We start from the raw sequence: 26448 nt of genomic DNA on the forward strand, positions 1-26448 counted from the left end.
ACTGTCATGAGCACTTTACCTATAACCACATCAAACTTTGGGTATCTAAAACAAACAAACGGCTCCCAACTGTTACCAGCGAGGAGCCGAATGTGAATTGTATCACACGATTAGTCGTTGATCGTTAGTTTCTTTACATCGCCATCACGAGTCACTATCACGTAACCGTCTTCAAGTGCCGTCGGTCCAACCGCAAAGCCACTTGAATCAACATGCTGCATAGAAACAAAATCACCGCTATCGCGATCAATCCAATATAAGTAGCCTTCACTGTCACCGACAACGATATAAGAATCGATAATCACTGGAGCGGTGACCAAGCGATGTTCAAGCTGTTCATTGCTCCACAGTTCAGTACCACTGCGAGCATCAACCGCGACCAGGTGATCTTTTTCAGTCACCAAATATAACCGACTGGCATCACTGGCTAAATCAGAAGCCGATGAATAGTTACGCTTCCAAGCCGGTTTGCCAGAGCGTAAATCAATCGAGGTCAGTTGACCGTTATAACCGATGATGTACAGCGAGCTGCCCAAGATAAGCGGCGATGCATCGACATCAACTAAGCGATCGATTTCTGTCGCGCCTTGCGGTTTACCAATTGGCTGTTGCCAAATCAATTGACCACGTTCCACGATCGCGGCGGCCAAGCGGCCGTTGCCCGTTCCCCAGAACACACCACCAGAGGCTGTCACTGGCGCACTATTGCCACGTAAAGTCAGGTTCGGCACTTCGCTACTGATGGTCCACTTTGACTCACCGGTAACTTGATCAAGCGCCAATAAAATACCTTTATTGGTATGCACAATGACAAAGTTGCTGTCGGTTGCTGGCGCAGCTAATACTTCACCATCAACATCGACACGCCAGTTGAGTTCGCCAGTTTCTTGATCAAAAGCGAACACTCGGCCATTTTCGCTACCGATGAATATTTGCCCGTAACCGGCGGTAATACCCCCCGATAAACGTGCAGAAACATCACCTTCTACGTCAACTTCCCATAGCGTCTTGCCATTGTCAGGATCAAGTGCTTTGACTAAGCCATCACGGCTAGCAACAAAGACTTTGTCGTAAGCGTATTCAGCCGAGAGCTTTGAGTAGTATTGTTCAACACCACCACCAATAGAGGCACTCCATAGACTTGATGGCGTGAACTCGTTATTCACCTGTGGAACCGGTGACATAATGATGATGTCTTCTTCACTTGCACAGCCAGCGAGAGCGCCAACACACAACGCCGTCGCAAGCGCTTTTTTCAGCATATTCTTCATGCAATGCCCTTACTTGGCTAGATCATCCAACTTCAGTTGAAGGGTTTGGCTTGCATCACCAGATTGCTGCGCTTCAGTATAAGCGGCATAAGCGCCTTCAGCGTCGCCTTTACGAAGCAGAATATCGCCCTTAAGCTCAGCCACACGGCTAGCCCAACTTTGATCATCAATGTTCGCAAGTTGCGCAACAGCAGCATCGAACTCGCCTTGTTCAGCTTTCACACGTGCAAGACGGTAATTGATCACCGCAGAGAGCGCAGCATCTTGAGTCGAGCTGATCGCCCACTCTAACTGAGCAATCGCTTCATCCAGATTACCGGCTTCAGCTTGCACTTTAGCCAGCTGCAGTGCCGCTAGAGTCGCGTATTCTGTCTCTTTGTTGCTGTCGATAAAAGTTTGCATATCGGCTTGAGCATCAACACCTTGCTCTGCGAGCGTTTGAACGACTTTAGTGTAGCTTTGAGAGGCTGCTTCTTGAGCCGCTGTCACAGAATCTTGGTAGTAACGCCAGCCAAATAGGCCACCTAAACCGATAACGGCACCAAAGATCACCGCTTTGCCGTTCTCTTTCCACCAATCTTTGATCGCTTCTACTTGTTGTTCTTCAGTATCGTAGAGTTCCACTTCCTGTCCTCTTAAGCCAAAGTGGTGACCTTCATCACCACTGAGATATTTGATAATTAATTAAACGAGCTCTGAGAGCTTAGCAATAACGTCGCTTTGACTGAGCGTGTCTTGACTACCACCGATAAGGTCTTTAAGTACGACAGTGCCATCAGCCACTTCGTTCTCACCCAGCACGAGGGCAACCGCCGCGCCGACTTTATCTGCGCGTTTAAACTGCTTCTTAAAGTTGCCGCCGCCGAAATGGTTCATGACTCGCAGGCCCGGCACTTGTTCACGCAATAATTCAGCCAGTTTCATCCCCGCCATCATGGTGCCTTCGCCCGCGGTGACCATGTAAACATCGACACTGCGACGTACATCGGTAAGCTCTAACGTTTCTAACATCAGAACCAAACGTTCTAAGCCCATCGCAAAGCCTACCGCAGGGGTCGCTTTGCCACCAAGCTGCTCAACTAAGCCATCATAGCGACCGCCGCCACACACGGTGCCTTGAGCCCCTAAGCTTTCCGTAATCCATTCAAAAACGGTACGGTTGTAGTAGTCCAAACCACGCACTAAACGCTCGTTAACTGTGTATTCGATGCCTGCGGCGTCAAGAAGTTCACATAAGCCCGCGAAATGTTGCTTAGAGTCATCGTCCAGATAGTCAGATAAACGCGGAGCATCACCTAAAACAGCTTGAACGTCAGGGTTTTTGGTATCCAAAACGCGCAGTGGATTGGTGTGCATACGGCGCTTACAATCTTCATCAAGAATATCGAGATGCTGTTCTAAAAATTCAATCAACGCCGTACGATAATTAGCACGTGCGTCAAGTGAACCGATAGAGTTCAGCTCTAAGCGAACATGTTGGTCGATGCCAAGCTCACGCCATAAGCGCGCAGTCATCATAATGAGTTCTGCATCAACGTCAGGCCCATTGAGGCCAAACACCTCAACACCACATTGATGGAATTGACGGTAACGCCCCTTTTGCGGACGCTCATGACGGAACATTGGTCCCATGTACCATAGACGCTGTTCTTGGTTGTACAGAAGACCGTTTTCGATCCCTGAACGCACACAGCCTGCCGTACCTTCTGGGCGCAGCGTTAAGCTGTCACCGTTACGGTCTTCGAAAGTGTACATCTCTTTCTCAACCACATCGGTGACTTCACCAATCGCACGACTAAATAGATGAGTCATCTCAACGATTGGCATGCGCACTTCGTTATAACCGTAAGCGCTCACCACATTTTTTACTGTGTTTTCTAGCTTTTGCCACAGTGGTGATTGAGTTGGGAGACAATCGTTCATGCCTCGAATTGCTTGAATTGTTTTTGCCACAATATTTACCGTAATGTTAATTACTTACCGTAATCTGGGTTGAGATTAATCTTGAACTTTAATGTCGATGCGGTTTTGCTCGTCCATCATTGCTGCTTTGGCGCGAATTCTAGCTTCTAGCTGCGTCACAAGATCGTCATTATCAAAACGCTCTTTCTGACGTTTGCCGTCTTCGTAAAACGCACTTTTTTTATTGCTTCCCGCTAAACCGAGGTGAGAGACTTCAGCTTCACCAGGGCCATTAACCACACAGCCAATAATAGATACGTCCATCGGTGTAATGATGTCTTCTAAACGCTCTTCAAGCGCATTAACTGTGCTAATTACATCGAACTCTTGACGAGAACAGCTTGGACACGCGATAAAGTTTATCCCGCGTGAGCGGATGCGCAGTGACTTGAGAATATCAAAGCCAACTTTGATCTCTTCGACAGGATTAGCCGCCAATGAGATACGTAATGTATCGCCAATACCTTCCGCAAGTAGCATACCAAGGCCAACCGCAGATTTAACCGAGCCTGCGCGTGCTCCGCCCGCCTCAGTAATACCAAGGTGCAGAGGTTGATCAATTTTCGTCGCCAGCAGGCGGTATGAGTCAACCGCAAGAAATACATCCGATGCTTTTACGCTAACTTTGAACTGGTCAAAGTTAAGGCGATCGAGAATATCGACATGGCGCATTGCTGACTCAACGAGTGCTGCCGCTGTTGGCTCACCGTATTTCATCTGGATGTCTTTCTCCAGAGAACCACCGTTAACCCCAATCCGAATCGGAATGTTGTTATCACGGGCACAATCGACAACCGATCGAATGCGCTCTTCGTTACCAATATTGCCAGGGTTGATCCGCAGGCAGTCAACGCCATACTCAGCAACTTTTAATGCAATACGGTAGTCAAAGTGGATATCGGCCACTAGCGGAATGTTGACTTGCTGCTTAATTTGCTTAAAGGCTTCTGCCGCGTCCATCGTGGGTACTGAGACACGCACAATGTCTGCGCCGACATTTTCCAACGCTCTAATCTGCGCAACAGTCGCAGCAACGTCTGTTGTTCGGGTGTTTGTCATTGACTGCACCGCTATTGGTGCACCGTCACCAATAGGCACATCGCCCACGTAAATACGAGTCGATGGGCGACGTTTGATAGGAGATTCGTGTTGCATAGTAATGTCTAAGGTAAGTTGAATCTTGCGACTTTGCCCGAAGTATACCCAGAAAGGTCGACAGGTTCACTCGCTAAAATCATTGAAACGTTTTCAGGGGCACCTAAAATCACGCTGTACGGCATTTCGCCTTCCAAACTAAGTGCTTGACCACCCTTCTTCACGCCAGTCGATAATGTTTTTCCACTGGCATCTTTAACTTGAATCCAGCAATCGTCGCTGAATGTCATTTGTAGTCGATTAGATACACTAACCGCTTGCTCGACCGGCGCGACCACAGATGGCTCGACAACCTCTACCGGTTGAGGCTCGATGACAGGTTCAGGCTCAACCGATTCGTTGATGATTTCGGTTTCCTGAGGCAATAGCTCATCGTTTTGCTGATCAGCGTCAAGCAGGCTTGGCTCAGCATCAATTGTCGTTTGTGGCTGTTCGCTCTGCTGTGGTTCTTGTTCAGCAAGCGTGGTGAAATTGAGTTCTTGATCAGCTTGCTGTTCAAGCTGCTGCTCTTGTTCGCTAATGGTGGTGAGATCTGTCATCTCTATATCTTGGTTTTGCCACCACCAGACCGACGATATCCCCAGAATAACCAGAAAGATGCCCCAGGTTAGAGTCATGATACGGCTATCGTGTTTTTCCTGTTTTGTTTGACGAGAAAAGCTTTTCATTTGTTGAGGTTGCGGTTGCGTTTCTTGACAATCGCCAAGCGCCGACAATATCAAGGCTTCATCAAGGTTGACCGCTTTGGCATAAGAACGTAAGTAACCACGAGTAAATGTCGCAACTTGCTCAAAAGAAAAATCATTGTTTTCAATATTTTGGATAATCGAAATGCGTAAACGAAGACGATCAGCAATTTGCTTTTGACTCAAACCGAGCGCTTCACGCTGGTTTTTAAGCAAAGTGCCCGCTTGTACTTGTTCTGCGTCTGCTTGTTTTACGTTCTCGTCGCTGTCTTGAATTGGTTGTTCAGCTGTCATGATTAATATAAATCTCTTCTTGAATAAGCTTGGTTTACCTGACGCTTAATTATGTATTCTTCGTAGTTTGCTCGATAACCAAGGTCTTTAAAAACGAGGAAAATTCCTCATACGATGCAAAAAATCACGCTCCACTTAATAACAGAGAATATTCCCTAAAGCGTTAACCCTTAATTCTAATAGATATCATAGATGAAACAACATAGTGAAAGTGCATAATTTACAGTCAGCTCAAGGTTTTTCACTATTTTGACCAAGAGATCGCTACAAGATGTAAGAAAAAAGCCAGAGCAATGCTCTGGCTTAGACTGAATTGAGATAAAGATTATGAAACTGCTTTAACTTCAATAGTGTCGCCTTTAGAGGCACGTAACACCGCCGTCCGTTTTGTGCGGTCGATCACATCTCCGACTAACTGCCCACATGCCGCATCAATGTCATCACCGCGAGTTTTACGCACTGTGACCGTATGTTCGTATTGCATCAAGGTTTTCTGGAAGCGATCAATACGAGAGTTACTTGGCTTCTTATACGGAGAACCTGGATACGGGTTAAAGGGAATCAAGTTAATCTTGCACGGCGTTCCTTTCATCAACGCCGCCAATTCACGTGCATGGTCCATATCATCATTGACATGGTCAAGTAGAACGTACTCGACGGTTACCTTACCACGGTTAGCGTTTGAAGACGCGATGTAACGACGTACAGAGGCTAAGAAATCTTCGATATCCCAGCGGTCATTGATTGGCATAATTTCACTGCGCAGTTTGTCGTTCGGCGCATGAAGCGAGATAGCCAAAGCTACATCGATTTTGCCAGTCATCTGGTCAAGACCTGAGACCACACCAGAAGTCGATACCGTAACACGACGTTTCGACAAACCAAAGCCTAAGTCATCGAGCATGATTTCAAGCGCTGGAATCAAGTTTTTCATGTTCAGTAGCGGCTCACCCATCCCCATCATGACCACATTGGTAATAGGACGACGACCGGTCTCTTTCTCTAGGCCAATTTCACGCGCGGCGCGCCATACCTGACCAATGATCTCGGATACTTTTAAGTTACGGTTAAAACCTTGTTGCGCTGTCGAGCAGAATTTACATTCAAGGGCACAGCCAACTTGCGATGAAACACACAAGGTCGCACGATCCTCTTCTGGGATATAGACGGTTTCAACGTCTTGATCGCCGACTTTCATCGCCCACTTAATCGTGCCATCTGAAGAGTGCTGAGCTTGCGCTACCGTAGGTGCTTTAATCTCACAGCGATGCAGAAGTTTTTCACGCAACTTTTTGTTAATGTTGGTCATGTTTTCGAAGTTATCCACACCGAAATGGTAGATCCACTTCATGACCTGATCCGCACGGAATGCCTTTTCGCCGAGCTCATCGGCAAAAAACTTACGCATACCTTGACGATCAAAGTCGAGTAGATTGATTTTTTCAGTGGTCATGTGGCCTCTCAAGCGACGGAACATTAATTAAGGGCGCGAATTGTACAGCCTTTGCGCATTCACAACAAGCGTTGTAAAGCCCTGTCTTTTCTAAGGCGTTAATATCGCAATGGTTATTTTTTAAACAAACTTTCTAGCCGCTAAAATAGCGAAAATGATGGTTGATAAGACTAGACTGCAGTGTGCTTTATTTGCTCAACAATAGCCTTAAGACCGTTGCCACGTGATGGGCTTAAATGCGCGATTAGGCCAAGTTTGTCGAAATAATCATCGACATCAAAATCTTGGATCTGTTGACTGGTTTTGCCATTGAATGCCGCCATCACTAAAGCAATTAAGCCACGCACAATGCGAGCATCAGAGTCGGCGCAAAAGAACCACTTGCCATCAATAAGTTGACTAACTAACCAAACCTGACTTTCACACCCAGCGACGATAATTTGCTCTGATTTGAACGATTCAGGCATTTGAGGCAGCTGCTTACCCCACACAATAACCTGACGATAACGGTCTTCCCAACCATGAAAACCTTGCATGATTTGAGTGATCTCTTCAGCGCAGATCTCGTGACCGAATGGCGAGTGAGGAAATGGTAACATCTTGAACTCCAAATCGTTATTAGCGGTATTTCTGAATCAGTTTTTCGACAATGCGCGACACAGCGACAAAACCGAAAGTAGCCGTCACAACCGTTGCTGCGCCAAAACCACTGGCACAATCCATCCGTTTTGGCCCTTCTGCGGTTGATTTCACACCACAGACACTACCATCGGGTTGTGGGTATTTTAACTGCTCCGTTGAGAACACGCAGTCAATGCCAAACTTACGCGCAGGATTGGTCGGGAAGTTGTGGTGACGACGCAGGGTATCTTTAATTTTCTTTGCCAGAGGGTCTTGAATAGTCTTGGTTAAATCCGCGACTTTTATCTGCGTCGGATCAACCTGTCCACCAGCACCACCCGTCGTGATCACTTTGATTTTATTACTACGGCAATAAGCCAATAGCGATGCTTTCGCTTTCACGCTATCAATCGCGTCGAGCACGTAGTCATACTCTTTGCTAAGGTATTCGTGTTGATTATCGGGCGTAATAAAGTCATCAATCAAATTGACCTGACACTCTGGATTGATCAATTTGACTCGCTCTGCCATCACTTCGATTTTGCTTTGACCAACGGTTCCTGACATCGCATGTATCTGACGGTTAATGTTGGTCACGCACACATCGTCCATATCAATCAACGTCAGTTCACCAACCCCAGTACGGGCTAATGCTTCTACTGCCCACGATCCAACGCCACCAATACCAATCACACAAACGTGTGCCCTGCGTAAAATCTCTACCTCACTATTGCCATAGAGACGACGCGTACCGCCAAAACGTTGGTTGTAGTTATCAGAAGCAGGAGTATCAAATTCACGCATATCGGTTTTCCGCTTGGTACAAAAACAAAGAGTGCGATTTATACGCACTCTTAATTAAAAAGTCTAGCTGTGAAGCACTATTGTAACTTCTCGGGTGGCAACGCCCAAGGTGCTTGCGTTGCACTGCCTTCAAGGCCCAATTTCCATACCCGACCAAAGTGTTTGTAGTGACCAGCTTCGGTGCCAGCGCGCGGTCCCATACCATGATAGAGATCGAGGTGATTCTGCTTCACTGCGCCACCGGTATCTAACACGATCAACAAGCGCAACTGGTGCGCGCCACTCCAAGTGCCATCGGGATTCAGTAACGGCACCTCGGCCAAAATCGGAGTCCCCATCGGGAAAATTGTGCGATCGCCAGCGACCGACGCCATCGCTAACAAAGGTATACCAGCCGAGCCCGTCACGGGGGCATCCGCACGTGGCTCAAAGAACACAAACGAGGGGTTTTGTTCTAACAATTCACGCACCGTTTGTTCGTCGTTAGTTAGTACCCAATCTTTAATCGCTTTCATCGACATTTTTTCGCGTGACACTAAGTCTCGCTCGATCAAAACACGGCCAATACTGACGTAGGCTTTGTTGTTCTTACCGCCATAAGCAAAGTACTCTAATGTATCGTCATCTTCAAAATGAACGAATCCACTGCCCTGCACTTCCATCAAAAATGGGTCAATCATGTTGGCAGCAAAGCCGAGCTCTAAGCCCAAACCGTCCAGTGCTCCATCGTAAATTTGCGCACGTGTTGGGCAATCCGCTTCACACTCAGGCTTGGCGTAAACGGGGTATTTAAATGTCTCGTTTGGCTCGTGGCGCAGCTCCATCACAGGCGAGAAATACCCGGTGAAGAGAACATTACCTTGTTTGTCGCCCCCGCCTAACTGCGCGGCTTGAATGCCATAGTTTGCCAACTCGGTCGGTTCACCACTTTGCAATACCCACTCATTAAGTTGCTCATACAGAGGTTGATAGATTCTGGCCATCGAAGGTGAGTTGATTACGACCTGCTCTGCTTGACGATGAAACTCGGTAAAATCGCGGGTTTTATCTGATTCAACAAGTGACGATTTATTCAAAATAGCGTTGAATTCTTGATCACCATATTGCTGCGCGCGATCGGTCGGCTGAGCACAGCCAAACAAAACGCTGGCTGCCGCGAGAGGAAGATATTTTTTAAACACTGATTAGATCCCTGATAAGCGATGTAATGAGGATGACAAACTTAAGCGTATAGCGCAATAACACAGTCGTTAATGGATGTTATCTTGATATTTTCCTGACAAACGAAAAACAGGTCGATAGTGCGGTTCAGAGACCAACTGAATTTCGGTCATTTGCTCGTTAAGAACTTTATAACGGCGAACTTTATCGCCGACATTATATTCAAGGTACGAGCCATTCCAGTCAAAGTGAGTGTCAACCACGCCACCATCGACCGCGACACCTGAAGAGCTAAGCACAAACTTATCGGTGGAATACGCCGCAACGTTCTGCTCGACCCAAATGCCGTAGATTGTCGATTTAGGGTAGGCTTTTGCCAGATAGAGATCATATAACTTGTCTGCTAGAACAACCGCCACAACAGCAAAAACCAACGCCACTATCACTATGGTTCGCTCAATGATTTTCTTGTTACTGCGGCTTATAGCGCTCATTTATCTGATACCAATGAACTTGTGAGAATCTCACCTGCTTATTGAGTAATTGTTAACTAAGATGAGCGATTACGCGAGTTTGATTTTATCTCACCAAATTGTCCCCAGCTAAATCCCCACTACAGCGCGCTATAGATAACGAAAAACACTTGCCGAACAAAGAATAAAATTGCAGTATATTCACATATAAATTCAATTAACGGTCATCAATGTGAAACTCAGAAGTACCGCGCTTGTTAAAGGCTTTAGGCAGTCGGCCCCTTATGTGAACGCTCACCGTGATAAAACCATGGTGATAATGCTAGGTGGAGAAGCGGTTGCTGATGAAAATTTTGCCAATATTATCAGTGATCTAGCATTATTACATAGCTTAGGCGTAAAAATTGTTTTGGTTCATGGCGCACGGCCACAGATAAATCATCTGTTAGATCAGCATCAGTATGCGAGCCCTTATCACAAAGGGGTTCGCGTTACCGATGAAACCTGCCTGAGTTACGTCATGCAAGCCGCAGGACGGTTACAATTAGCCATCACTGCGCAGTTATCGATGAGCCTGAGCAACACACCAATGGCAGGCACTCAACTGAATGTCGTCAGTGGCAACTTTATTATTTCACAGCCTCTTGGTATTGATGACGGCGTTGACTATTGCCACAGTGGAAAAATTAGACGTATTGATACTCAGGGTATCAATCGTATGCTCGATCAAGGCTCAATTGTGCTGCTCGGCCCCATTGCCAGCTCGGTCACTGGTGAATCGTTCAATCTTCTCTCTGAAGAGGTAGCAACTCAAGTCGCGATCAAATTAAAAGCCGATAAACTGATTGGTTTTTGTTCTGAGCAAGGGGTTATTGATCAACATGGCGACGTCTTTGCTGAACTGTTCCCTAAAGAAGCGGAAAAACTGCAAGCGGAACTTGAAAGCGAGAAAACCACCAACTGTGAAAACTCTTCTGGCACGTTACGCTTTTTACGCGCCGCGACCGCCGCCTGTCGTGCGGGAGTGCCACGTAGCCACCTAATCAGTTACAAAGTCGATGGGGCTTTAATTCAAGAGCTTTTCTCGCTTGATGGTATAGGTACACAAGTGGTGAAAGCAAGCTCAGAGCAGGTCAGAGTGGCCGAAATTGATGATATTGGTGGCATTCTTGATTTGATTGAGCCACTTGAACAACAAGGCGTATTGGTGCGCCGCTCTCGTGAACAGCTTGAACAAGAGATCCATCAGTTCACCATCATCGAAAAGGATGGCCTAATCATTGGTTGTGCCGCGCTTTATCCTTATCCCGATGAGAAAATGGCCGAGATGGCGTGTGTCGCCATTCACCCTGAATATCGTGATGGCAACCGCGGCTTGCTGTTGCTCAACCATATGCGCTTACAGTCTAAAGCTCAGGGGATTGAACAAATATTTGTTCTAACTACCCATAGCCTGCACTGGTTCAGAGAGCAGGGTTTTCATGAGATGGAGGTTGAGTCTCTTCCATCGCATAAACAGAACCTTTACAACTATCAACGTAAGTCAAAAATTCTGGCACTTGAGCTTTAGGTCAATTATTTATCTCACAAATGAGAACTGATTGCAGAAATTTTCTTAAATAGTCGCTTTATTTCATAGTTTAAATTGGTTAAAATTCGAGCTCCTCATTAAAGTGAGGAGCTAGGAATTATTTCTCGACTTAACTGTTTCAGTTAAGCTGCAAGGATTGCTTGAGGTTACTAACAACGTCACTAAGAGCAAACTCTCAATGAAAACAATTATCTGTAACTCTGTTCAGAGTTTTTGGGACATGGCAGACAACGAACTACTAGAAAATCTCGACGTACACTGCGTATTCCCTGTTACAGAAGGCTTAAAAGCGTTCATTTTGAACTATCAAGTGAAATACCGCATCCGCAGTATCTCTTTTTCCACCGCGCTTTAATCATTACCACAGACGGCCACGGAAGGTCATCTGCTACTGGTCAAACGTTGAATCAATCCACTCGCTCGCTGAGTGCGAATCTTAATCGCTCGTTTCAACCCTCGCTCATCGGCATACAAGGTCAAATGCTTTTTGGCGCGAGTAATTCCGGTGTAAATCAGCTCTCGGGTTAAAATTGGCGTAAAGTCTGGTGGCAGGATCATCAAGGTATGTTCAAACTCGCTGCCCTGCGATTTATGAATGGTCATGGCATAAGCCGTTTCATGCTCTGGTACACGACTGGGTAAAACCGCTTTGACGCTACCATCAGGCAGTTCAAAAAACACTTTAAGCTTAGACTCCTGATGTGAATCATCACGTACACACAGACCAATATCGCCGTTATACAGCCCTAACCCGTGATCATTACGCGTCACCATGACAGGGCGGCCGTGATACCAAAGCTCATCTTGAGTTTTAATCAGTTTACGTGACGCCAGCGCCCGTTCAATTCGCTGATTTAGCCCTTTAACGCCAAAATCCCCTTCTCGAATCGCACATAACAATCGACATTGGGCAAACAGGTCGAGGGCGGCTTTGGCTCGTTGTGACAAGCTTTCAGGTTGCCCTTGGCGCTGCTGTGGCTGACGAAGTCGCTGCAGATAATGCTGATATTCCGAGACTAACGTCTGGATCATCTGGTTGTAAGTTTGGCTGTCAATTGGATACTTAGCGATGTCAGGAAAATCTCGCTTCCAAACCGCGTCGACTCGGAGCCCGTCCCCCGAGTTAACCGCTTGCGACAGCTGACCTATCCCTGAGCGCGCATCAAAACGGTAACTCTTTTTCAGCATGCACAAACTATCTGCAATCGAAGGGTGGGCATTGGCACTGTGAGTCAGACTCGTAAAACCAGTCAAACGCGCAATCTGCCCTGCATGTGCCTGACTAAAACCTTGCGCATTGAAAGAACAGATATCACCAAGCACCGCCCCCGCTTCAACCGAAGCCAATTGATCTTTATCACCGAGTAAAATCAAGCGCGCCTTCTTCGGCAACGCATCAATCAATTTATACATCATCGGCAAATCAACCATGGAAGCCTCATCAACCACCAAAATATCGACGTGGAGCGGGTTATCATGATTGTGCCGAAACTCGGCACTGTTAGGAATCGCACCAAGCAGACGATGCAACGTACTGGCATCGGTTGGTATCGATTGTTTCAGTTCTGGGCTGACTGGCAGCGCAGACACCGCTTTGCCGATTGATTCCGTTAAGCGTGCCGCGGCTTTTCCAGTCGGAGCGACCAGTTTAATCGTCGGTTGTTGATCATTGGCTTGCGCTTGTTCGATTAAAGCGGCGAGCAATTTAGCCACTGTGGTGGTTTTGCCGGTACCAGGACCACCTGAGATCACCGCAAAACGGCGACTCAGTGCTACCGCAGCCGCGACTTTCTGCCAGTTGATACACGCCGCCAGTGGGACCTGCTCATCAAGTGGGGCTAATTGCTCAATACTTTTGGCCTTGAGAAGCGTTTGGTCTATGGTAGGCCAATCGAGATTATCGTCTGACACGACATCTAAATGATCACAAACCATGCGCTGACGAAGCACCGCTGTGCTAACTCCATCACTGATTGATTTTTCTATATCTTCAAATAGATAGCGGTAGTTTCTTGCAAAAAGATGATCGAGTAACTGGGCCAATTTCTGTTGCTGATCGAGCTTTAGGATCATCGGTGACCCAAAGCTGTTTAAGCGTTCAGCCACCACCACTTCGTAGTGCCAGTAACGATGTAGATACAATCGCTCACCATCGAAAATTAATGGTACAGGTTCACCATTGCGGCCAACTAAATCACTGGCGCTAAGCAGTGCCAACCAATCAATACTGAGTAGTTGTTGCGTTAATTCGCTGGCCTCCTCACCAAACAAACCTAATTTAGCCGCTAAATCTACTGGTTGTCCCTGAGCGTCGAGCAGAGGTAAACAAATATGGCCCTTAGCCAACTCATGGCTCACCACACCAGCAATAAAGGCCAATTCACTGTTTTGAGATTGGCTTTCGATAAAACGCGCAAACTGATAATCAAGCTGTCTAACTTGACCTTTGCTCGCCAGTTGCTTGAGTGTCGAAATAAGAGTATTCATCGCTACAATAACTCCATCTGGCCGGCACTGTTTTGTTTCACATCGATGGCTTGTCCATCAATCAATTTATCCATATCGCTGAGCAACTCTAGACTTGGTTTAGCAGAAAAAATACCGTGTTCGCTGGCGCCGTCCATTCCGCGTAAAAACAGGTAATAGACCCCACCAAAATGAGTATTGTAGTTATAGTTGGCCAAACGACTGCGTAAGAATCGGTGCAGGGCGAGTGCATAAATTTGATATTGCAGATCGTAGCGATGCTCGGCCATCGCCGCCTTGAGTGCATCGCCGTGGTAAAAGCTGACCTCATCGCCAAGATGGTTGGATTTCCAATCGAGGACATAGTATTTGCCTTGATGTTCAAACACTAAATCGATAAACCCCTTCAACATCCCTTGCACCGTATAAAAGCCGAGATCGCCGGCTTTCGCCGACAAAGGATCATGCCGCTGAATAACTCGGTTTAAGGCAGCAGCAGAAAGCACTTCAATCGGCAGCATAAATTCCATTTCGACCAAGCGCTGGCTTGGACTTTTCTGATTGAGTCGCAGCTGCTTTCCGTCGAGCGGGGTATCAAGCACGGTATCAATCAACTGTTGTAAAATAGCCAGCCAACTTAGGTCTAATTGTTCACTTTCAAGCAAGCGCGTGATGATGGCTGTATTCTCTTCACTGGTGGCTGACTCAGTAAACTCGACTTCTTCAAACAAGCTATGCAGAAAAGTACCTGGCCGAGCACCGCGCGGAAACGTAAAAATTGAAGCTTGCGGCTCATTTTCTTGTTGCTCGTCATGCTCTTGCGAAGAGTCAATATCAAGGTGCATTAAGTCGGTAAAATCATCACCGTGGTGAGCGCCTTGTTTAACCAGTCCAGAGTAACTGGTGATCCGCCAGTTGCGATCAATGGTTTGGCTTAACTCACTGGCGCTTAGCACTTGTTGTTCGCCTGCCTCAGTAATAAGCGGCGCATCGTAGGATTCAGGCAGAGCGGTCAGTTGCACGCACTCAAGCCGCTTCACTTGTTGTTCGATGGCAAGAGTGAGATCGTCAATACCACCAGACTGTCCATCTTGTAACAGATAGCCCATCGCGCTGTGATGAACTCCGGTGGGCTCTTTGGTTGAGCGACCATTTCGTAGCGGCGCCGCACCAATAAAACAGCCATACACGGCGCGGGTGAGTGCCACGTAGATAAGACGTAAATCTTCCGCCAAGCGCTCTTTGTCGGCCGCCGCGAGCGCAGCATCTTGTCCGGTTATATCGAGAATGGTTCGGTCTTGCTCTGCATCATAGTACTTCGCCTCGCTCGCTTGACGGTAACTCAACACAAATGGCAGAAAGACTAAATCATACTCAAGCCCTTTAGATTTATGAATAGTGACGATTTGCACCAGATTGCGCTCAGACTCCAAACGTTGGATTTCGTCATCGCTGCCACCAAGGCCATTTTCAGCGTCGCTGATCGCCTGAGCCAACCAGCGCAATAAGCCATGGTCACTATCAAGTTCAATACTGGCTTGCTGTAATAACTCACCAATATGCATTAAGTCGGTCAATTGGCGCTCACCACCCAGATCGGCCAACAAGCGCTCGGCAATGTGACGTTTACTTATCACGCTGCGTAGCATTGGCAGCACGCCACGCTCAGACCACAGCTTACGATACTCTTTAAACTCATTGATGGCCGCTTCCCACTCATTTTCATCGTTGTTGAGCTTATCGAGTGTGCCCGCATCTAACGCAAAGATCTCTGAGGCCAAACAGGCACGCAGGGCGCGATCATTTTCAGGTGTCAGCACCGCTTGCAGCAAGCGTTGCACGTCTTGCGCGACCGATGAGGTAAAAACACTATCACGATTAGAGAGATAGACGCTGGCAATACCTTGCTTAGCTAATGCGTCTTTGACCAGTCGGCCTTCGCTACCAGTACGGACCAAAACTGCGATATCACCTGCTTGGATAATTTGCTGGCCCTTGTCATTGACGAAGTGTGCTTGCTGGTGCTGCGCGGCAGTCAATATGGTTTGAATTTGATCCGCAGTGGCCTGCGCCATCGCGTTAAGGTACTCCCCTTTCGCTAGCGGTTTCTCTTGCGTTTCCTGCAGCCAATAGGTCAGCGCGGGTTGCGTTTGGCCTGCCATAGTCCAAATACGTTGTTCAGCCTTCGGGCTATGTGCTACGGGTAGAAATGGAATATCTTGGTCATAAATAAAAGGGCTTTGCGGCAATTCGAACACTTGGTTGACTGCCGCTACCATCGCCGCGCTGGAGCGCCAATTGGTGTCTAAGGTGAAATGCGAATTGACCTGAGTTCGCGCCTTAATGTAAGTAAAAATATCGGCACCGCGAAAACCATAGATCGCTTGCTTAGGATCGCCAATCATAAACAAGCCGTATTGAGGATTGTTTAAGTAAATACGACTAAAAATGCTGTACTGCAGTGGATCGGTATCTTGGAATTCGTCGATCATCGCGACCGGATATAACGTCCGAATCCGCTCTGCCAGTTGTTCACTATCATCATTGTCTATAGCGGCAGAGAGCTGAGTCAACAAATCATCAAATGACAACCACTGCTTTTGCTGTTTCGCGTTGGCTAGCATGGTTCGACAGTGTTCAATCGCGTGCGCCAACAAGGGCGCTTTAAGGCTAATCGGATCAGTAATAAACTCATCAATCACGCTAAACACCGCATGGGTTGGCGGCGTTCCTTGTGGCGTTTTTTCAATTAACGCTGTCTGAGCAAATTTTTCTAACTGATCTGGATAAGCATAATCGAGGGTTTCACTCGCCGCCCAAGCGTTGACCGTTTCAAGCCAAACTGGTAAAGACTTTTTACTGTAACTGCGTTTATTCACATCAGAGTCACTGATAAGTGCAGGTAAATCATCTTGGTGCTCACGCCATAACGCTTTAAGCTGGTCAATCTGTTGAAGGTTTTGTTGGTGCAACTCACTTAACGACCCACTCATGGCTGGGACTGATAAACTGACTGGCGATCCCGTCAAATAGCGTGATATATCACCGAGTAGCGTGGCGGGAGCACTCCACAATCGACGCACTTCTGCCGCTAAATGAACCGGCAACGGGTAGAAATTACGTCGCCAGTAATCGGCCACTACTTGGGCTTTTAAGTGACTCTCGTCAGTGACAAATTCGTTGTTAAAACGACTACCTGATTCGAACGCATTTTGTGTCAGCATACGTTGGCAAAAACCATGAATGGTGTAGACCGCCGCTTCATCCATCTGGCGTTCCGCTTGGAGTAAGATCTCGGCCGCTTGTTTGTGATCGACCACCTCTGCCAACAGCGGCTTAATGACAGGATCATGGCTTTGACCACGGGCAAATGCCAAGCGCGCATCATGAATCCGAGCTCGAATTCGATCGCGCAGTTCTGCGGTAGCCGCCTCAGTAAAAGTAACCACCAAAATCTGGTCGACCGTTAATGGCACCTGATGCTTGGTTTGTTGGCTGCCATGACCCAATAACAGTCTCAGGTACAATCCGGCAATGGTGAACGTTTTGCCTGTCCCGGCCGATGCTTCAATTAATCGCGCACCGTGCAAAGGAAAAGTCATCGCGTTAAGTGCGGTAACCGTAGACGTTGATGTCATAAAAAATTTGCCCTTTTACTGAAAAACTTAAATCCAAATGTGATCCAGAGTTTAAAACGCTTGTTACTCAGATAAATCGATAAAAAAGTTAGAACTTTCTGCGATCTTTCTCACGGCGCGCCGCTCGTCAAGCCGATAGTATGCGCGCCATGCGTTGAGCAACTGTGGCGAACTATCGCTAATCGCACTTGCAATAGACCAACCCAATTATGGTCCCTCTGACCTCTGGCCGTACAGCGAACGCCCTACACAATAATGATTTACTGGCGGCCAACTACCTTTGCTTATTCTCTGTGTCTATCAAGCAACCCAACCTTTACTGTTTTTCATCGTCACTTGCGACCATCGCTAAACGTGGCGCTTGGATAACTAAGTTGCTCAGCGTGCGGACTTCAGCGGCCAGTTGTTGATTCCAATTTGGCCAGATCCGCGCGATATACGCATTAGTTCCCTCGCCCGCAGCCATGAAGCTATCGTTAAAGGTATCGGCCATTTTCTTCGATGATTTCTCTTCATCATCGACCCAACGACCGCGATTAAACCCAGCCTCAATATTCGCTAATGCCGTTTTGGGGAAATAAGGCAGTGGTTGTGTCATGCCCTGATAAAACAGGCCAACGAGCTCACTGAGTAAAGATTTCGCCGTGGCACTGTCATCCATAGCAGGATAAATCATATGGACAATGCCTTCTTTACGGTCATAACCAATCATATGAGTGCGTTTACTTACGCCCATCGCCGACATGGCTAGATGATCAATCCACGCTGCCAGATAATCTTGAGCGCGCAGCTTGCCCGTGCGAAAACGCACCAATCCCGAGCGGTAATATTGGGTTAGCCATCCACTAAGATGGATCGGCTTTTGTTCACCGAGCAGATCAAAGCTCAGTTTGATTTCCAGATCCTCTTCGCTCGCCGAGCAGACAAACGTTAATCTCTCGACCAACTCTTGAGCCTGAGTACGGTTAGTTGCAAACTCAATATCACCAAACGCACCAACCGGCAGTTTGCCTTGAGCACGTTGATACTGGACGAAGCGTTCAATAACCGCTTGCGCGTCTTGTTCACCGCTCAGTTGATGCTTGAGTAACTCATTCAATAACGCATCACGCATCTGATAGCTTTCTAGCCCATCAAGAACGAACGGCTCATCATCTTGCATCACAGGCAATGGCGGCTCAAAGACCACTTTAAGGCGACGGTTGAAATAATACTGCACTGGCAAGCGCCAAAAACGTTGCAGTTCGACCAGATCCAATTCGAGTGGATAACTGGCATCAAGTAAGTAGTCAGCTAACTGACGATTAAAGTCGCCACTCCTCTCACCTTGTCGATTGGCCGCCGGTAACCACTCTTTGGCGTAGCTCGGCCGATTGCCGCTAAACGCTAGCTCACTAAAGGGCACCATAGGGTGAGTGCTAAGCAACAGCTTGGTTAATCTCTGGCCAGACTCATCCACCGAGTGGTCTTTGTCCTCTTCGAGACAATAGTTTTGATGGCAATACTCCATCAACTCAGAAACCAGAACTGACGGCACGCGTTCGGTATTGTCTTGAATCGAACGACCAACATAACTGATGTACAGCGTCTGTTGCGCAGAGAGTAACGCTTCTAAAAATAGATAACGGTCATCATCACGACGCGAGCGATCACCGGGTTTAGTGCGACCATTCATCAAGTCAAAGCCCTCTGCTGGCATAGAGCGAGGATAAATCCCGTCGTTCATCCCAAGCAGACAGACAGTGCGAAACGGAATCGAACGCATCGGCATCAAGGTACAGAAGTTCACTTGTCCGGCTAAAAAGCGCTGACTAACGCGAGTACCGGACAGCTTATCTTGTAAATATTGCGTCATGATCGCAGCAGCCAGCGGCTGTTCAAACGTGGCATCGGTCAGTTGTTCTTTGAGGTTGGCTAACGTATCTCGAATCGATTTGAGTACCGCTTCACCTTCAAGCTCGACGGTAAAAAAATCATCCAGCAGTGCGGTTAATACTTCACGCCAACTCTCGATCAATTGAGTTTGCGCTAAACTCTGGCGATAGTCGCTCACCGTCTGAATAAAGTGCGCCAGTTTACCCGCCAGTTCAGCGCTAAAGCCTTGCACCTGATTGTATGGCGCTAACTTGCCACTATTGGCACTAAACAACCCCGCCGATTCCGACATCGCATAACCAAGCAGCATGCGTTCAATCCCGAATTGCCAGGTATTTTGACCATTTTCTGGTAGATCAAACTCACGACTGGTTTCTGCGTTGAGCCCCCAGCGAATGCCCGACTCTTCCACCCACTGTTTGGCCACAATAAACTCCTCTTCGCTCAACTCAAAGCGCGCCAAAATGGCGGGCGTTTCGAGCAATTCAAGCAATTCGGTGGCCAAGCAACGCGTGTTAGGCAAATTCACCAACTGGATAAAGGCATTGAGGATCGGGCTTTCTTGGTCAGCGGTACGGTCTGAAATTGAGTAAGGGATGAAACGTTCCCCAGGAGCATTGCCAAACACTGCCTGAATGGCTGGGCTGTAGGCATTGATATCTGCAACCATGACGATAATATCGCGCGGTTTTAGGCTCGCATCAGCATCAAACATCGCCAGTAATTGATCGTGCAACACTTCGACTTCACGCATCGGGCTGTGGCAGGCATGCAGTGTCAATGAGTGATCATCTCGCTGAACAGTCTTTTTATGCTGACTGCTTTCAAGCTGTTGATCGTCTTGATGTTCTTCGAGATTTAGAATATCAGCCTGCAATTGATGCAGCAGCGAGTCACGCTCAACATCGACAAAGGCTTCAATTTCATGAGACTCAAGTTGCGACAGCAGATACATATTATCGCGCCCCAACTTACCCATCGAGGCCAGTAAACTGTTTCCCACAGCATCAGTATGAAGCTCATCGACCAAATTATCTTCCAGTGTGCCTTTGAGCTGCTCGCTCTCGCCGTGCGCTTGTGAATGATCTTGATGCCATACCACATGCTGACGATGTTTGGCGGCCAAACGGGCAAGAAACTTACGATCGCGCACATCCCCCCAGTAGTAACGACATGGGTTAGTAAACATCAGGTGAACATCAATGTGCTCACCAATGGCTTTTAGCGCATCCATATAACGTGGTGGCAATGAGGTAATACCGAACACAAACAATCGCTTAGGTAGATGTCTAAAGCCGCTTTGATCACCTGTCGACGCGACATTCTCTAGTGCATCGATAAAGTGTTGGTAGAGGTTGGCCCTGTGATAAGGCGACTGACCAAGTGCCAGAGTATGATCATACAGTGCCTGCCATAGGATCGGCTGCCATGGGTGTTCGCTTTCGAGTTCAGCGACACTTTGTCCCGCTTCCCAACTGGCAATCCATTCAGGGCGATAGACTAAATAACCGTCAAATATATCAGCGATTTTTTCTGCGAGTTGATACAGTTTTGAACTGTCGTCGTCATGCTCAAGATAACGCTTCAGAGGAGCAAATTCGTCATGATCGAGTAAGCTTGGCAAAATGAGCATTAGCTTCCAAGTCATCGACTCTTTATTAAACGCACTGCGCTGAGGCACATCAGGCAGCACCTCGGTAAACATGTTCCAAATAAAGGTCGCCGGCAGAGGAAATTCGATGTTTGCTGCCACGCCAAACGCTTGGGCCAACTCCATCTTCAGCCACTGAGACATCCCCGGGCTTTGCACTAAGATCTGCTCCGCTTCAAACGGGTTTTCTAGTGGGTTGAGCCGAACCAGCTCAACAAGCAATGATTTTAATACATCGACTTGATTGGAATGGTAGACAGTAAACAAAATGCACTCACGCTATCGTTGCCACAATTAGCCTGAGACTAGCACAACCTGAGCGGTTAGCAGAGCAATATAAGCGCATGATTTGGCTCGAATCAAAATACCCGCTCAAGGGTTGAGCGGGTATGGCTAAGCGTTTATCAATTAGGCGTTAGTGGCCCAATTATTGCGCGATAAGATCTTGGTAGGCGATGGTTTTGCCTTGCGGTTTTTCGTTAGCCAATTTGGCTTTCGGCGCACCCGGCTGTGACAACCAGTATTCGCGATCTTTCTTCGGATTGAGTTTAGGGCCACACTCACCTTGCGCACCACTACGCTCTAAACGTTGCATTACACGATCTTGAGCTTGGGCCAACCCATCCAGAGCTTGCTGCGGGGTTTTCTCACCACTGGCTGCTTCCGAAACGTATTGCCACCATAGTTGGGCAAGTTTTGGATAATCTGGCACATTGGTACCAGTTGGCGTCCACTGTTTACGCGCATCACTGCGGTAGAACTCGACCAAGCCACCCAACTTAGGCGCAACATCTGTCATCGCTTGAGAGTTGATATCTGACTCACGAATTGGCGTTAAGCCGACCAAGGTTTTCTTCAAACTGACCGATTTTGAGACCACGAACTGAGCGTAAAGCCAAGCAGCCTGACGACGATCAAGTGGCGTACTGTTGAGGAAAGTCCATGAACCGGCATCTTGGTAACCCAGTTTCATCCCATCTTCCCAGTAAGGGCCGCGTGGTGAAGGTGCCATACGCCATTTTGGTGTGCCATCTTCGTTAACAACTGGCAGGCCAGGTTTGGTCATGTCAGCAGTAAAAGCGGTGTACCAGAAGATTTGCTGAGCAATAGAACCTTGCGCCGGGACTGGGCCCGCTTCACCAAACGTCATACCTTGAGCTTCTGGTGGCGCGTATTGCTTTAACCAATCAACGTATTTGGTTGTGGCGTAGACAGCCGCAGGTCCGTTGGTAGCACCACCACGGGCAACATCCGAACCGACTGGCTTACATCCTTCAATACGAATGCCCCACTCATCAACCGGCAAACCGTTTGGAATGCCTTTATCGCCTGCACCCGCCATCGAGAACCAAGAGTCGGTGAAACGCCAGCCCAATGATGGATCTTTTTTACCGTAGTCCATGTGACCATAAACTGGCTCGCCATCAATCGTTTTTACTTTGTTAGTAAAAAATTCAGCGATATCTTCATAAGCTGACCAGTTCAACGGAACACCAAGCTCATAGCCATACTCTTTTTTGAACTTCGCTTTCAGATCGGCGCGCTCAAACCAGTCGGCGCGGAACCAGTAAAGGTTGGCAAATTGCTGATCGGGTAACTGATAAATCTTACCGTCTGGACCAGTGGTAAAGTCCAAACCGATAAAATCAGGCAGATCCAAATAAGGGTTGGTGACACTTTTGCCTTCGCCTTTAATGAAATCTGAAATAGGCACAACTTTACCGTAACGAACATGAGTACCAATCAAATCAGAATCATTGATGTAACCATCATAAATATTACGACCGGTTTGCATCTGAGTTTGCAATTTCTCCACCACGTCACCTTCTTGAATTAGGTCATGGTTGACCTTAATCCCAGTAATGTCATAGAAGGCTTTGGCCAGTACTTTTGCTTCGTACTCGTGAGTGGTGATGGTTTCTGACGCGACATTGATTTCCATGCCTTGAAATGGCTTAGCCGCATCGATAAACCACTGCATCTCTTGCGCTTGCTCTTGCGCTGACAAGGTCGATGGCGTGAACTCTTCACTCATCCATTTCTTCGCCGCGGCCATATCAGCCAGCGCCGCCGGTGAAAGTGCAGCCAGTGCAAAGCTCAACGCTAAGCTACGTGCAAGGTAAGACTTTTTGATATCCTTTTTCATTCTTGTCTAACTCCAGTTGTGAGTATTCTGTTTCTTACGTTATTGATTACACTCATTGCCTAGCGACTATGGCAACCTGTCGAACTCGGCCTGAGTAGATGTCATTCAGTTGTTGTTATCCCCATTTCAAAACCGTACCTAGCCAAATTACCGAGAGGGTAAATGGCACCCAAATAGTCAGTTCAGAGAGCCCAACAAAGCCTAAGTGGATATAAGCCGAGCTCAACAAACCGATAAATAGCCGATCGCCACGTGTGGTGGTGATCGGTAAAAAACCTTTACGCTCAATACACGGTGTGCGTATTTCTCGAATTGTCATTGTTAATAAAATCAACGCAATGCCGAGAAAAAACAGCGCTGAAGGGGTAGTCCATGCCATCCAAGCCATGATTATTTCTCCTTAAACTCGACCTAACGCGAAACCTTTCGCGACGTGATTTCTGACAAACCAGATAACTAAAATGCCCGGTAAAATGGTCAACACACCTGCGGCCGCTAACACGCCCCAATCAATACCTGACGCACTTACGGTCCGAGTCATAACGGCCGAAATGGGCTTGGCATCCACCGAGGTCAGCGTACGCGCCAGCAGCAGCTCGACCCAACTGAACATGAAGCAGAAAAAAGCCGAGACCCCAATCCCCGAACGGATCATCGGCAAAAAGATTTTGATGAAAAACTTAGGAAAGCTGTAACCATCAATGTAAGCCGTTTCATCGATTTCACGCGGAACACTCGACATAAAGCCTTCGAGAATCCATACCGCGAGTGGCACGTTGAACAGACAGTGTGCTAAGGCCACCGCGATATGAGTATCGAACAGGCCCACTGATGAGTAGAGCTGGAAAAAGGGCAGCAAGAAGACCGCCGGCGGCGCCATACGGTTAGTGAGCAGCCAAAAGAACAAGTGCTTATCGCCAACAAACTTAAAACGAGAGAAAGCGTAAGCCGCTGGCAGGGCGACACTCAAGGTGATCACCATGTTCATTGCGACATAGATGATGGAGTTAACGTAGCCCATATACCAACTTGAGTCTGAAAAGATGGTTTGGTAATTCTTAAAGGTCCATTGCTCAGGGAAAAAGCTTAAGCTACCTAAGATCTCTTGGTTCTCTTTAAACGACATATTGAGCAGCCAATAAATTGGCAACATCAAGCAGACAATGTAGAACGCAAGCCCCACTATCTGCGTATAACGTGTGTATTTTGATTTAGTCATCGCCATGGTTATGTCCTTACTTATTTTCACCGTGGGTCATTGCGGTGTAGAACACCCAACTCACTAAGAGGATGATCAAGAAATAGATGATCGAGAACGCCGCAGCCGGACCGATATCAAACTGCCCCACCGCCATTTGGGTTAAGGTTTGGCTGAGAAACGTCGTCGAGTTGCCTGGTCCACCACCGGTAAGAACGAACGGTTCGGTGTAGATCATAAAGCTGTCCATAAAGCGGATAAGAATACCGATCAAAAGCACGCTTTTGAGTTTGGGCAATTGGATATAACGAATGATTGACCAAGTTGAAGCACGATCGATATTCGCCGCTTGATAGTACGCATCTGGAATCGCACGTAAGCCCGAGTAACACAGCAACGCAATCAGCGATGTCCAGTGCCACACATCCATGAGGATCACGGTTAGCCACGCATCAAGTGGATTACCCGCGTAGTTGTAATCAACCCCCATGCCATTGAGCGCCCAACCAAACAGACCGATATCAGCACGGCCGAAAATCTGCCAGATGGTTCCGACCACGTTGAGGGGAATAAGCAATGGAATCGCCAGCACAATCAAACAAAATGCTGACCACTTGCCTTTGGTCGGCATCGTCAATGCGACGATGATGCCGAGCGGTACTTCAATCAATAAAATGGTGAAGGTGAAACCGAACTGACGCAGTAACGCTCCGTGTAACCGCTCATCATTTAAGATCTCTCGATACCATTCCGTGCCCACAAAATAGGCGGTATTGGAGTCAAAGATGTCTTGCAGCGAGTAGTTCACCACCGTCATCAGCGGCACAATGGCACTGAACGCCACCAGCGCAAAAACCGGCAGGACTAAAAACCAAGCGCGATTATTAGCAACTTTATCCATTACTCTTCTCCCACATTGACAAGGAATTCATCGACATAAAGCATGGTCCATTGCTCTGGGAAGCTGATGTAAGCTTGATGTTGTGGCACAACTTGGTCCTCCTGAAGACGTGCTTTAATCGGTTTATTGCCCAGTTGCAGCGTGACGATTTTATAAGTGCCTAAATCCTCGACATGCAGCACATCACACAAAAGCGCTGACTCATTGCCCTTCTCCCACACATGGACAAACTCCGGGCGAATACCGATTTTAATATTGCGGCTTTGCGCGTTGGCAATCGCATGGCGGTATGACTCAGAGAGCGGGACTTCGACACCTTCAAATTCAACGCCATGATCTGTGGGCGTCACTTCAAGCAGGTTCATTCCCGGGCTACCAATGAAGTAGCCGACAAAGGTGTGATTTGGCCTTTCGAACAGTTCACGTGGGGTGCCAAACTGAACAATCTGGCCGTTGTACATCACCGCAATTTCATCAGCGAAAGTGGAAGCCTCAAGCTGATCGTGAGTGACGTAAACCATGGTGATATTGAACTGCTGGTGGATCTGTTTAAGCTTGCGGCGCAACTTCCATTTCAGTTGCGGGTCGATAACCGTCAGCGGCTCATCGAACAAAATCGCCGAGACATCGTCACGTACAAGTCCGCGTCCCATCGAGACTTTCTGTTTCTCATCGGCATTCAAGTGTTGTGCCTTTTTCGACAGCACGTTGGTCAGTTCCAAGATTTCAGCGATCTCAGTCACCTTGGAATGGATCTTCGCCTTGTGCACTTTCATGTTACGCAATGGAAAGGCCAGATTGTCATACACCGTCATGGTGTCGTAGATCACTGGAAACTGGAAAACCTGAGCAATGTTACGATCTTGAGGACGGAGCTCATTGACGCGCATATCGTCAAACAGAACCTCCCCTTGAGATGGACTCATCAGGCCTGAAATAATATTCAGCAGGGTCGACTTACCACAACCAGAAGGGCCAAGCAGTGCATACGCGCCGCCCTGCTTCCAGACATGATTCATCTCTTTGATGGCATAAGCCGATGATGAGGTTGGTTTTTTATCATAGGTATGCGCGAGCGAGTTGAGTGTAATTTGAACCATGA

Annotated in this window: 20 protein-coding genes; 2 read left to right on the forward strand and 18 right to left on the reverse strand. The window is 47.6% G+C overall.

Going from position 1 to position 26448, the window contains the following annotated elements; genetic code table 11:
• Positions 1–110 precede the first annotated feature (110 nt).
• The 10 genes from bamB to BS19_RS09525 form a co-directional block, all read right to left on the reverse strand.
• Entirely contained in the window at positions 111–1271 is a 1161-nt protein-coding gene (bamB, locus tag BS19_RS09480) for an outer membrane protein assembly factor BamB (RefSeq protein WP_038174911.1), read from the reverse strand.
• A 9-nt stretch (positions 1272–1280) separates the two neighbouring features.
• The gene (locus BS19_RS09485) at positions 1281–1895 is read right to left on the reverse strand and encodes a YfgM family protein (protein WP_038174912.1); all 615 of its coding nucleotides are present in this window, start codon (positions 1893–1895) and stop codon (positions 1281–1283) included.
• 60 nt (positions 1896–1955) lie between these two features.
• Entirely contained in the window at positions 1956–3224 is a 1269-nt protein-coding gene (gene hisS, locus BS19_RS09490; protein WP_038174914.1) for a histidine--tRNA ligase, read from the reverse strand.
• 45 nt (positions 3225–3269) lie between these two features.
• Complete coding sequence (ispG, locus tag BS19_RS09495; RefSeq protein WP_038174916.1) at positions 3270–4388, reverse strand: flavodoxin-dependent (E)-4-hydroxy-3-methylbut-2-enyl-diphosphate synthase; 1119 nt, start codon at positions 4386–4388, stop codon at positions 3270–3272.
• Between the two features lie 8 nt (positions 4389–4396).
• Entirely contained in the window at positions 4397–5368 is a 972-nt protein-coding gene (gene rodZ, locus BS19_RS09500; RefSeq protein WP_038174918.1) for a cytoskeleton protein RodZ, read from the reverse strand.
• Positions 5369–5693: 325 nt separating this feature from the next.
• Positions 5694–6821, reverse strand: coding sequence for a dual-specificity RNA methyltransferase RlmN (gene rlmN / locus BS19_RS09505; protein WP_038174919.1), 1128 nt, complete (start codon positions 6819–6821; stop codon positions 5694–5696).
• Between the two features lie 170 nt (positions 6822–6991).
• Entirely contained in the window at positions 6992–7420 is a 429-nt protein-coding gene (csdE, locus tag BS19_RS09510; protein WP_038174920.1) for a cysteine desulfurase sulfur acceptor subunit CsdE, read from the reverse strand.
• 19 nt (positions 7421–7439) lie between these two features.
• Positions 7440–8246: a tRNA cyclic N6-threonylcarbamoyladenosine(37) synthase TcdA gene (gene tcdA / locus BS19_RS09515; protein ID WP_038174921.1), complete on the reverse strand. Its 807-nt coding sequence runs from the start codon at positions 8244–8246 to the stop codon at positions 7440–7442.
• A gap of 77 nt (positions 8247–8323) precedes the next feature.
• Entirely contained in the window at positions 8324–9427 is a 1104-nt protein-coding gene (mltA, locus tag BS19_RS09520) for a murein transglycosylase A (RefSeq protein ID WP_038174922.1), read from the reverse strand.
• 69 nt (positions 9428–9496) lie between these two features.
• Positions 9497–9901, reverse strand: coding sequence for a DUF2850 domain-containing protein (locus BS19_RS09525; protein ID WP_038174923.1), 405 nt, complete (start codon positions 9899–9901; stop codon positions 9497–9499).
• 211 nt (positions 9902–10112) lie between these two features.
• On the opposite strand from BS19_RS09525, the gene argA reads away from it, so the two are divergent.
• Together argA and BS19_RS20415 are read left to right on the forward strand one after the other, a co-directional pair.
• Positions 10113–11450, forward strand: a complete 1338-nt coding sequence (argA, locus tag BS19_RS09530; RefSeq protein ID WP_038174924.1) for an amino-acid N-acetyltransferase — start codon at positions 10113–10115, stop codon at positions 11448–11450.
• Positions 11451–11649: 199 nt separating this feature from the next.
• Positions 11650–11826: a hypothetical protein gene (locus BS19_RS20415; protein ID WP_169739012.1), complete on the forward strand. Its 177-nt coding sequence runs from the start codon at positions 11650–11652 to the stop codon at positions 11824–11826.
• A gap of 26 nt (positions 11827–11852) precedes the next feature.
• Here BS19_RS20415 and recD read toward each other — a convergent pair whose 3' ends face one another.
• From recD to BS19_RS09570, 8 genes are all read right to left on the reverse strand, one after another.
• Positions 11853–13958 (reverse strand): exodeoxyribonuclease V subunit alpha, encoded by a 2106-nt coding sequence (gene recD / locus BS19_RS09535; protein ID WP_038174925.1) that lies wholly within the window; start codon positions 13956–13958, stop codon positions 11853–11855.
• 2 nt (positions 13959–13960) lie between these two features.
• Positions 13961–17575: an exodeoxyribonuclease V subunit beta gene (recB, locus tag BS19_RS09540; RefSeq protein WP_038174928.1), complete on the reverse strand. Its 3615-nt coding sequence runs from the start codon at positions 17573–17575 to the stop codon at positions 13961–13963.
• A 316-nt stretch (positions 17576–17891) separates the two neighbouring features.
• On the reverse strand, positions 17892–21368 hold the full coding sequence (recC, locus tag BS19_RS09545) for an exodeoxyribonuclease V subunit gamma (protein WP_038174930.1): 3477 nt from the start codon (positions 21366–21368) through the stop codon (positions 17892–17894).
• Between the two features lie 160 nt (positions 21369–21528).
• Complete coding sequence (locus BS19_RS09550; protein WP_038174931.1) at positions 21529–23247, reverse strand: ABC transporter substrate-binding protein; 1719 nt, start codon at positions 23245–23247, stop codon at positions 21529–21531.
• A gap of 115 nt (positions 23248–23362) precedes the next feature.
• Positions 23363–23635 (reverse strand): DUF2160 domain-containing protein, encoded by a 273-nt coding sequence (locus tag BS19_RS09555; protein ID WP_038174932.1) that lies wholly within the window; start codon positions 23633–23635, stop codon positions 23363–23365.
• A gap of 12 nt (positions 23636–23647) precedes the next feature.
• On the reverse strand, positions 23648–24466 hold the full coding sequence (locus BS19_RS09560) for a carbohydrate ABC transporter permease (RefSeq protein ID WP_038175049.1): 819 nt from the start codon (positions 24464–24466) through the stop codon (positions 23648–23650).
• A 16-nt stretch (positions 24467–24482) separates the two neighbouring features.
• On the reverse strand, positions 24483–25346 hold the full coding sequence (locus BS19_RS09565) for a carbohydrate ABC transporter permease (RefSeq protein WP_038174934.1): 864 nt from the start codon (positions 25344–25346) through the stop codon (positions 24483–24485).
• Complete coding sequence (locus tag BS19_RS09570; protein WP_038174935.1) at positions 25346–26446, reverse strand: ABC transporter ATP-binding protein; 1101 nt, start codon at positions 26444–26446, stop codon at positions 25346–25348. The genes BS19_RS09565 and BS19_RS09570 overlap by 1 nt, the downstream gene beginning before the upstream one ends.
• Positions 26447–26448 lie beyond the last annotated feature (2 nt).

Source organism: Vibrio pacinii DSM 19139 (assembly GCF_000711795.1).
GTDB classification, from domain to species: domain Bacteria; phylum Pseudomonadota; class Gammaproteobacteria; order Enterobacterales; family Vibrionaceae; genus Vibrio; species Vibrio pacinii.

Coding starts and splice junctions, on each gene's coding strand:
- BS19_RS09555 (WP_038174932.1), bottom strand. CDS start 23,635: ATGGCTTGGATGGCATGGACTACCCCTTCAGCGCTGTTTTTTCTCGGC.
- BS19_RS09565 (WP_038174934.1), bottom strand. CDS start 25,346: ATGGATAAAGTTGCTAATAATCGCGCTTGGTTTTTAGTCCTGCCGGTT.
- rlmN (WP_038174919.1), bottom strand. CDS start 6,821: ATGACCACTGAAAAAATCAATCTACTCGACTTTGATCGTCAAGGTATG.
- rodZ (WP_038174918.1), bottom strand. CDS start 5,368: ATGACAGCTGAACAACCAATTCAAGACAGCGACGAGAACGTAAAACAA.
- recD (WP_038174925.1), bottom strand. CDS start 13,958: ATGAATACTCTTATTTCGACACTCAAGCAACTGGCGAGCAAAGGTCAA.
- bamB (WP_038174911.1), bottom strand. CDS start 1,271: ATGAAGAATATGCTGAAAAAAGCGCTTGCGACGGCGTTGTGTGTTGGC.
- BS19_RS09525 (WP_038174923.1), bottom strand. CDS start 9,901: ATGAGCGCTATAAGCCGCAGTAACAAGAAAATCATTGAGCGAACCATA.
- BS19_RS09550 (WP_038174931.1), bottom strand. CDS start 23,247: ATGAAAAAGGATATCAAAAAGTCTTACCTTGCACGTAGCTTAGCGTTG.
- tcdA (WP_038174921.1), bottom strand. CDS start 8,246: ATGCGTGAATTTGATACTCCTGCTTCTGATAACTACAACCAACGTTTT.
- recB (WP_038174928.1), bottom strand. CDS start 17,575: ATGACATCAACGTCTACGGTTACCGCACTTAACGCGATGACTTTTCCT.
- BS19_RS09570 (WP_038174935.1), bottom strand. CDS start 26,446: ATGGTTCAAATTACACTCAACTCGCTCGCGCATACCTATGATAAAAAA.
- BS19_RS09560 (WP_038175049.1), bottom strand. CDS start 24,466: ATGACTAAATCAAAATACACACGTTATACGCAGATAGTGGGGCTTGCG.
- BS19_RS20415 (WP_169739012.1), top strand. CDS start 11,650: ATGAAAACAATTATCTGTAACTCTGTTCAGAGTTTTTGGGACATGGCA.
- ispG (WP_038174916.1), bottom strand. CDS start 4,388: ATGCAACACGAATCTCCTATCAAACGTCGCCCATCGACTCGTATTTAC.
- csdE (WP_038174920.1), bottom strand. CDS start 7,420: ATGTTACCATTTCCTCACTCGCCATTCGGTCACGAGATCTGCGCTGAA.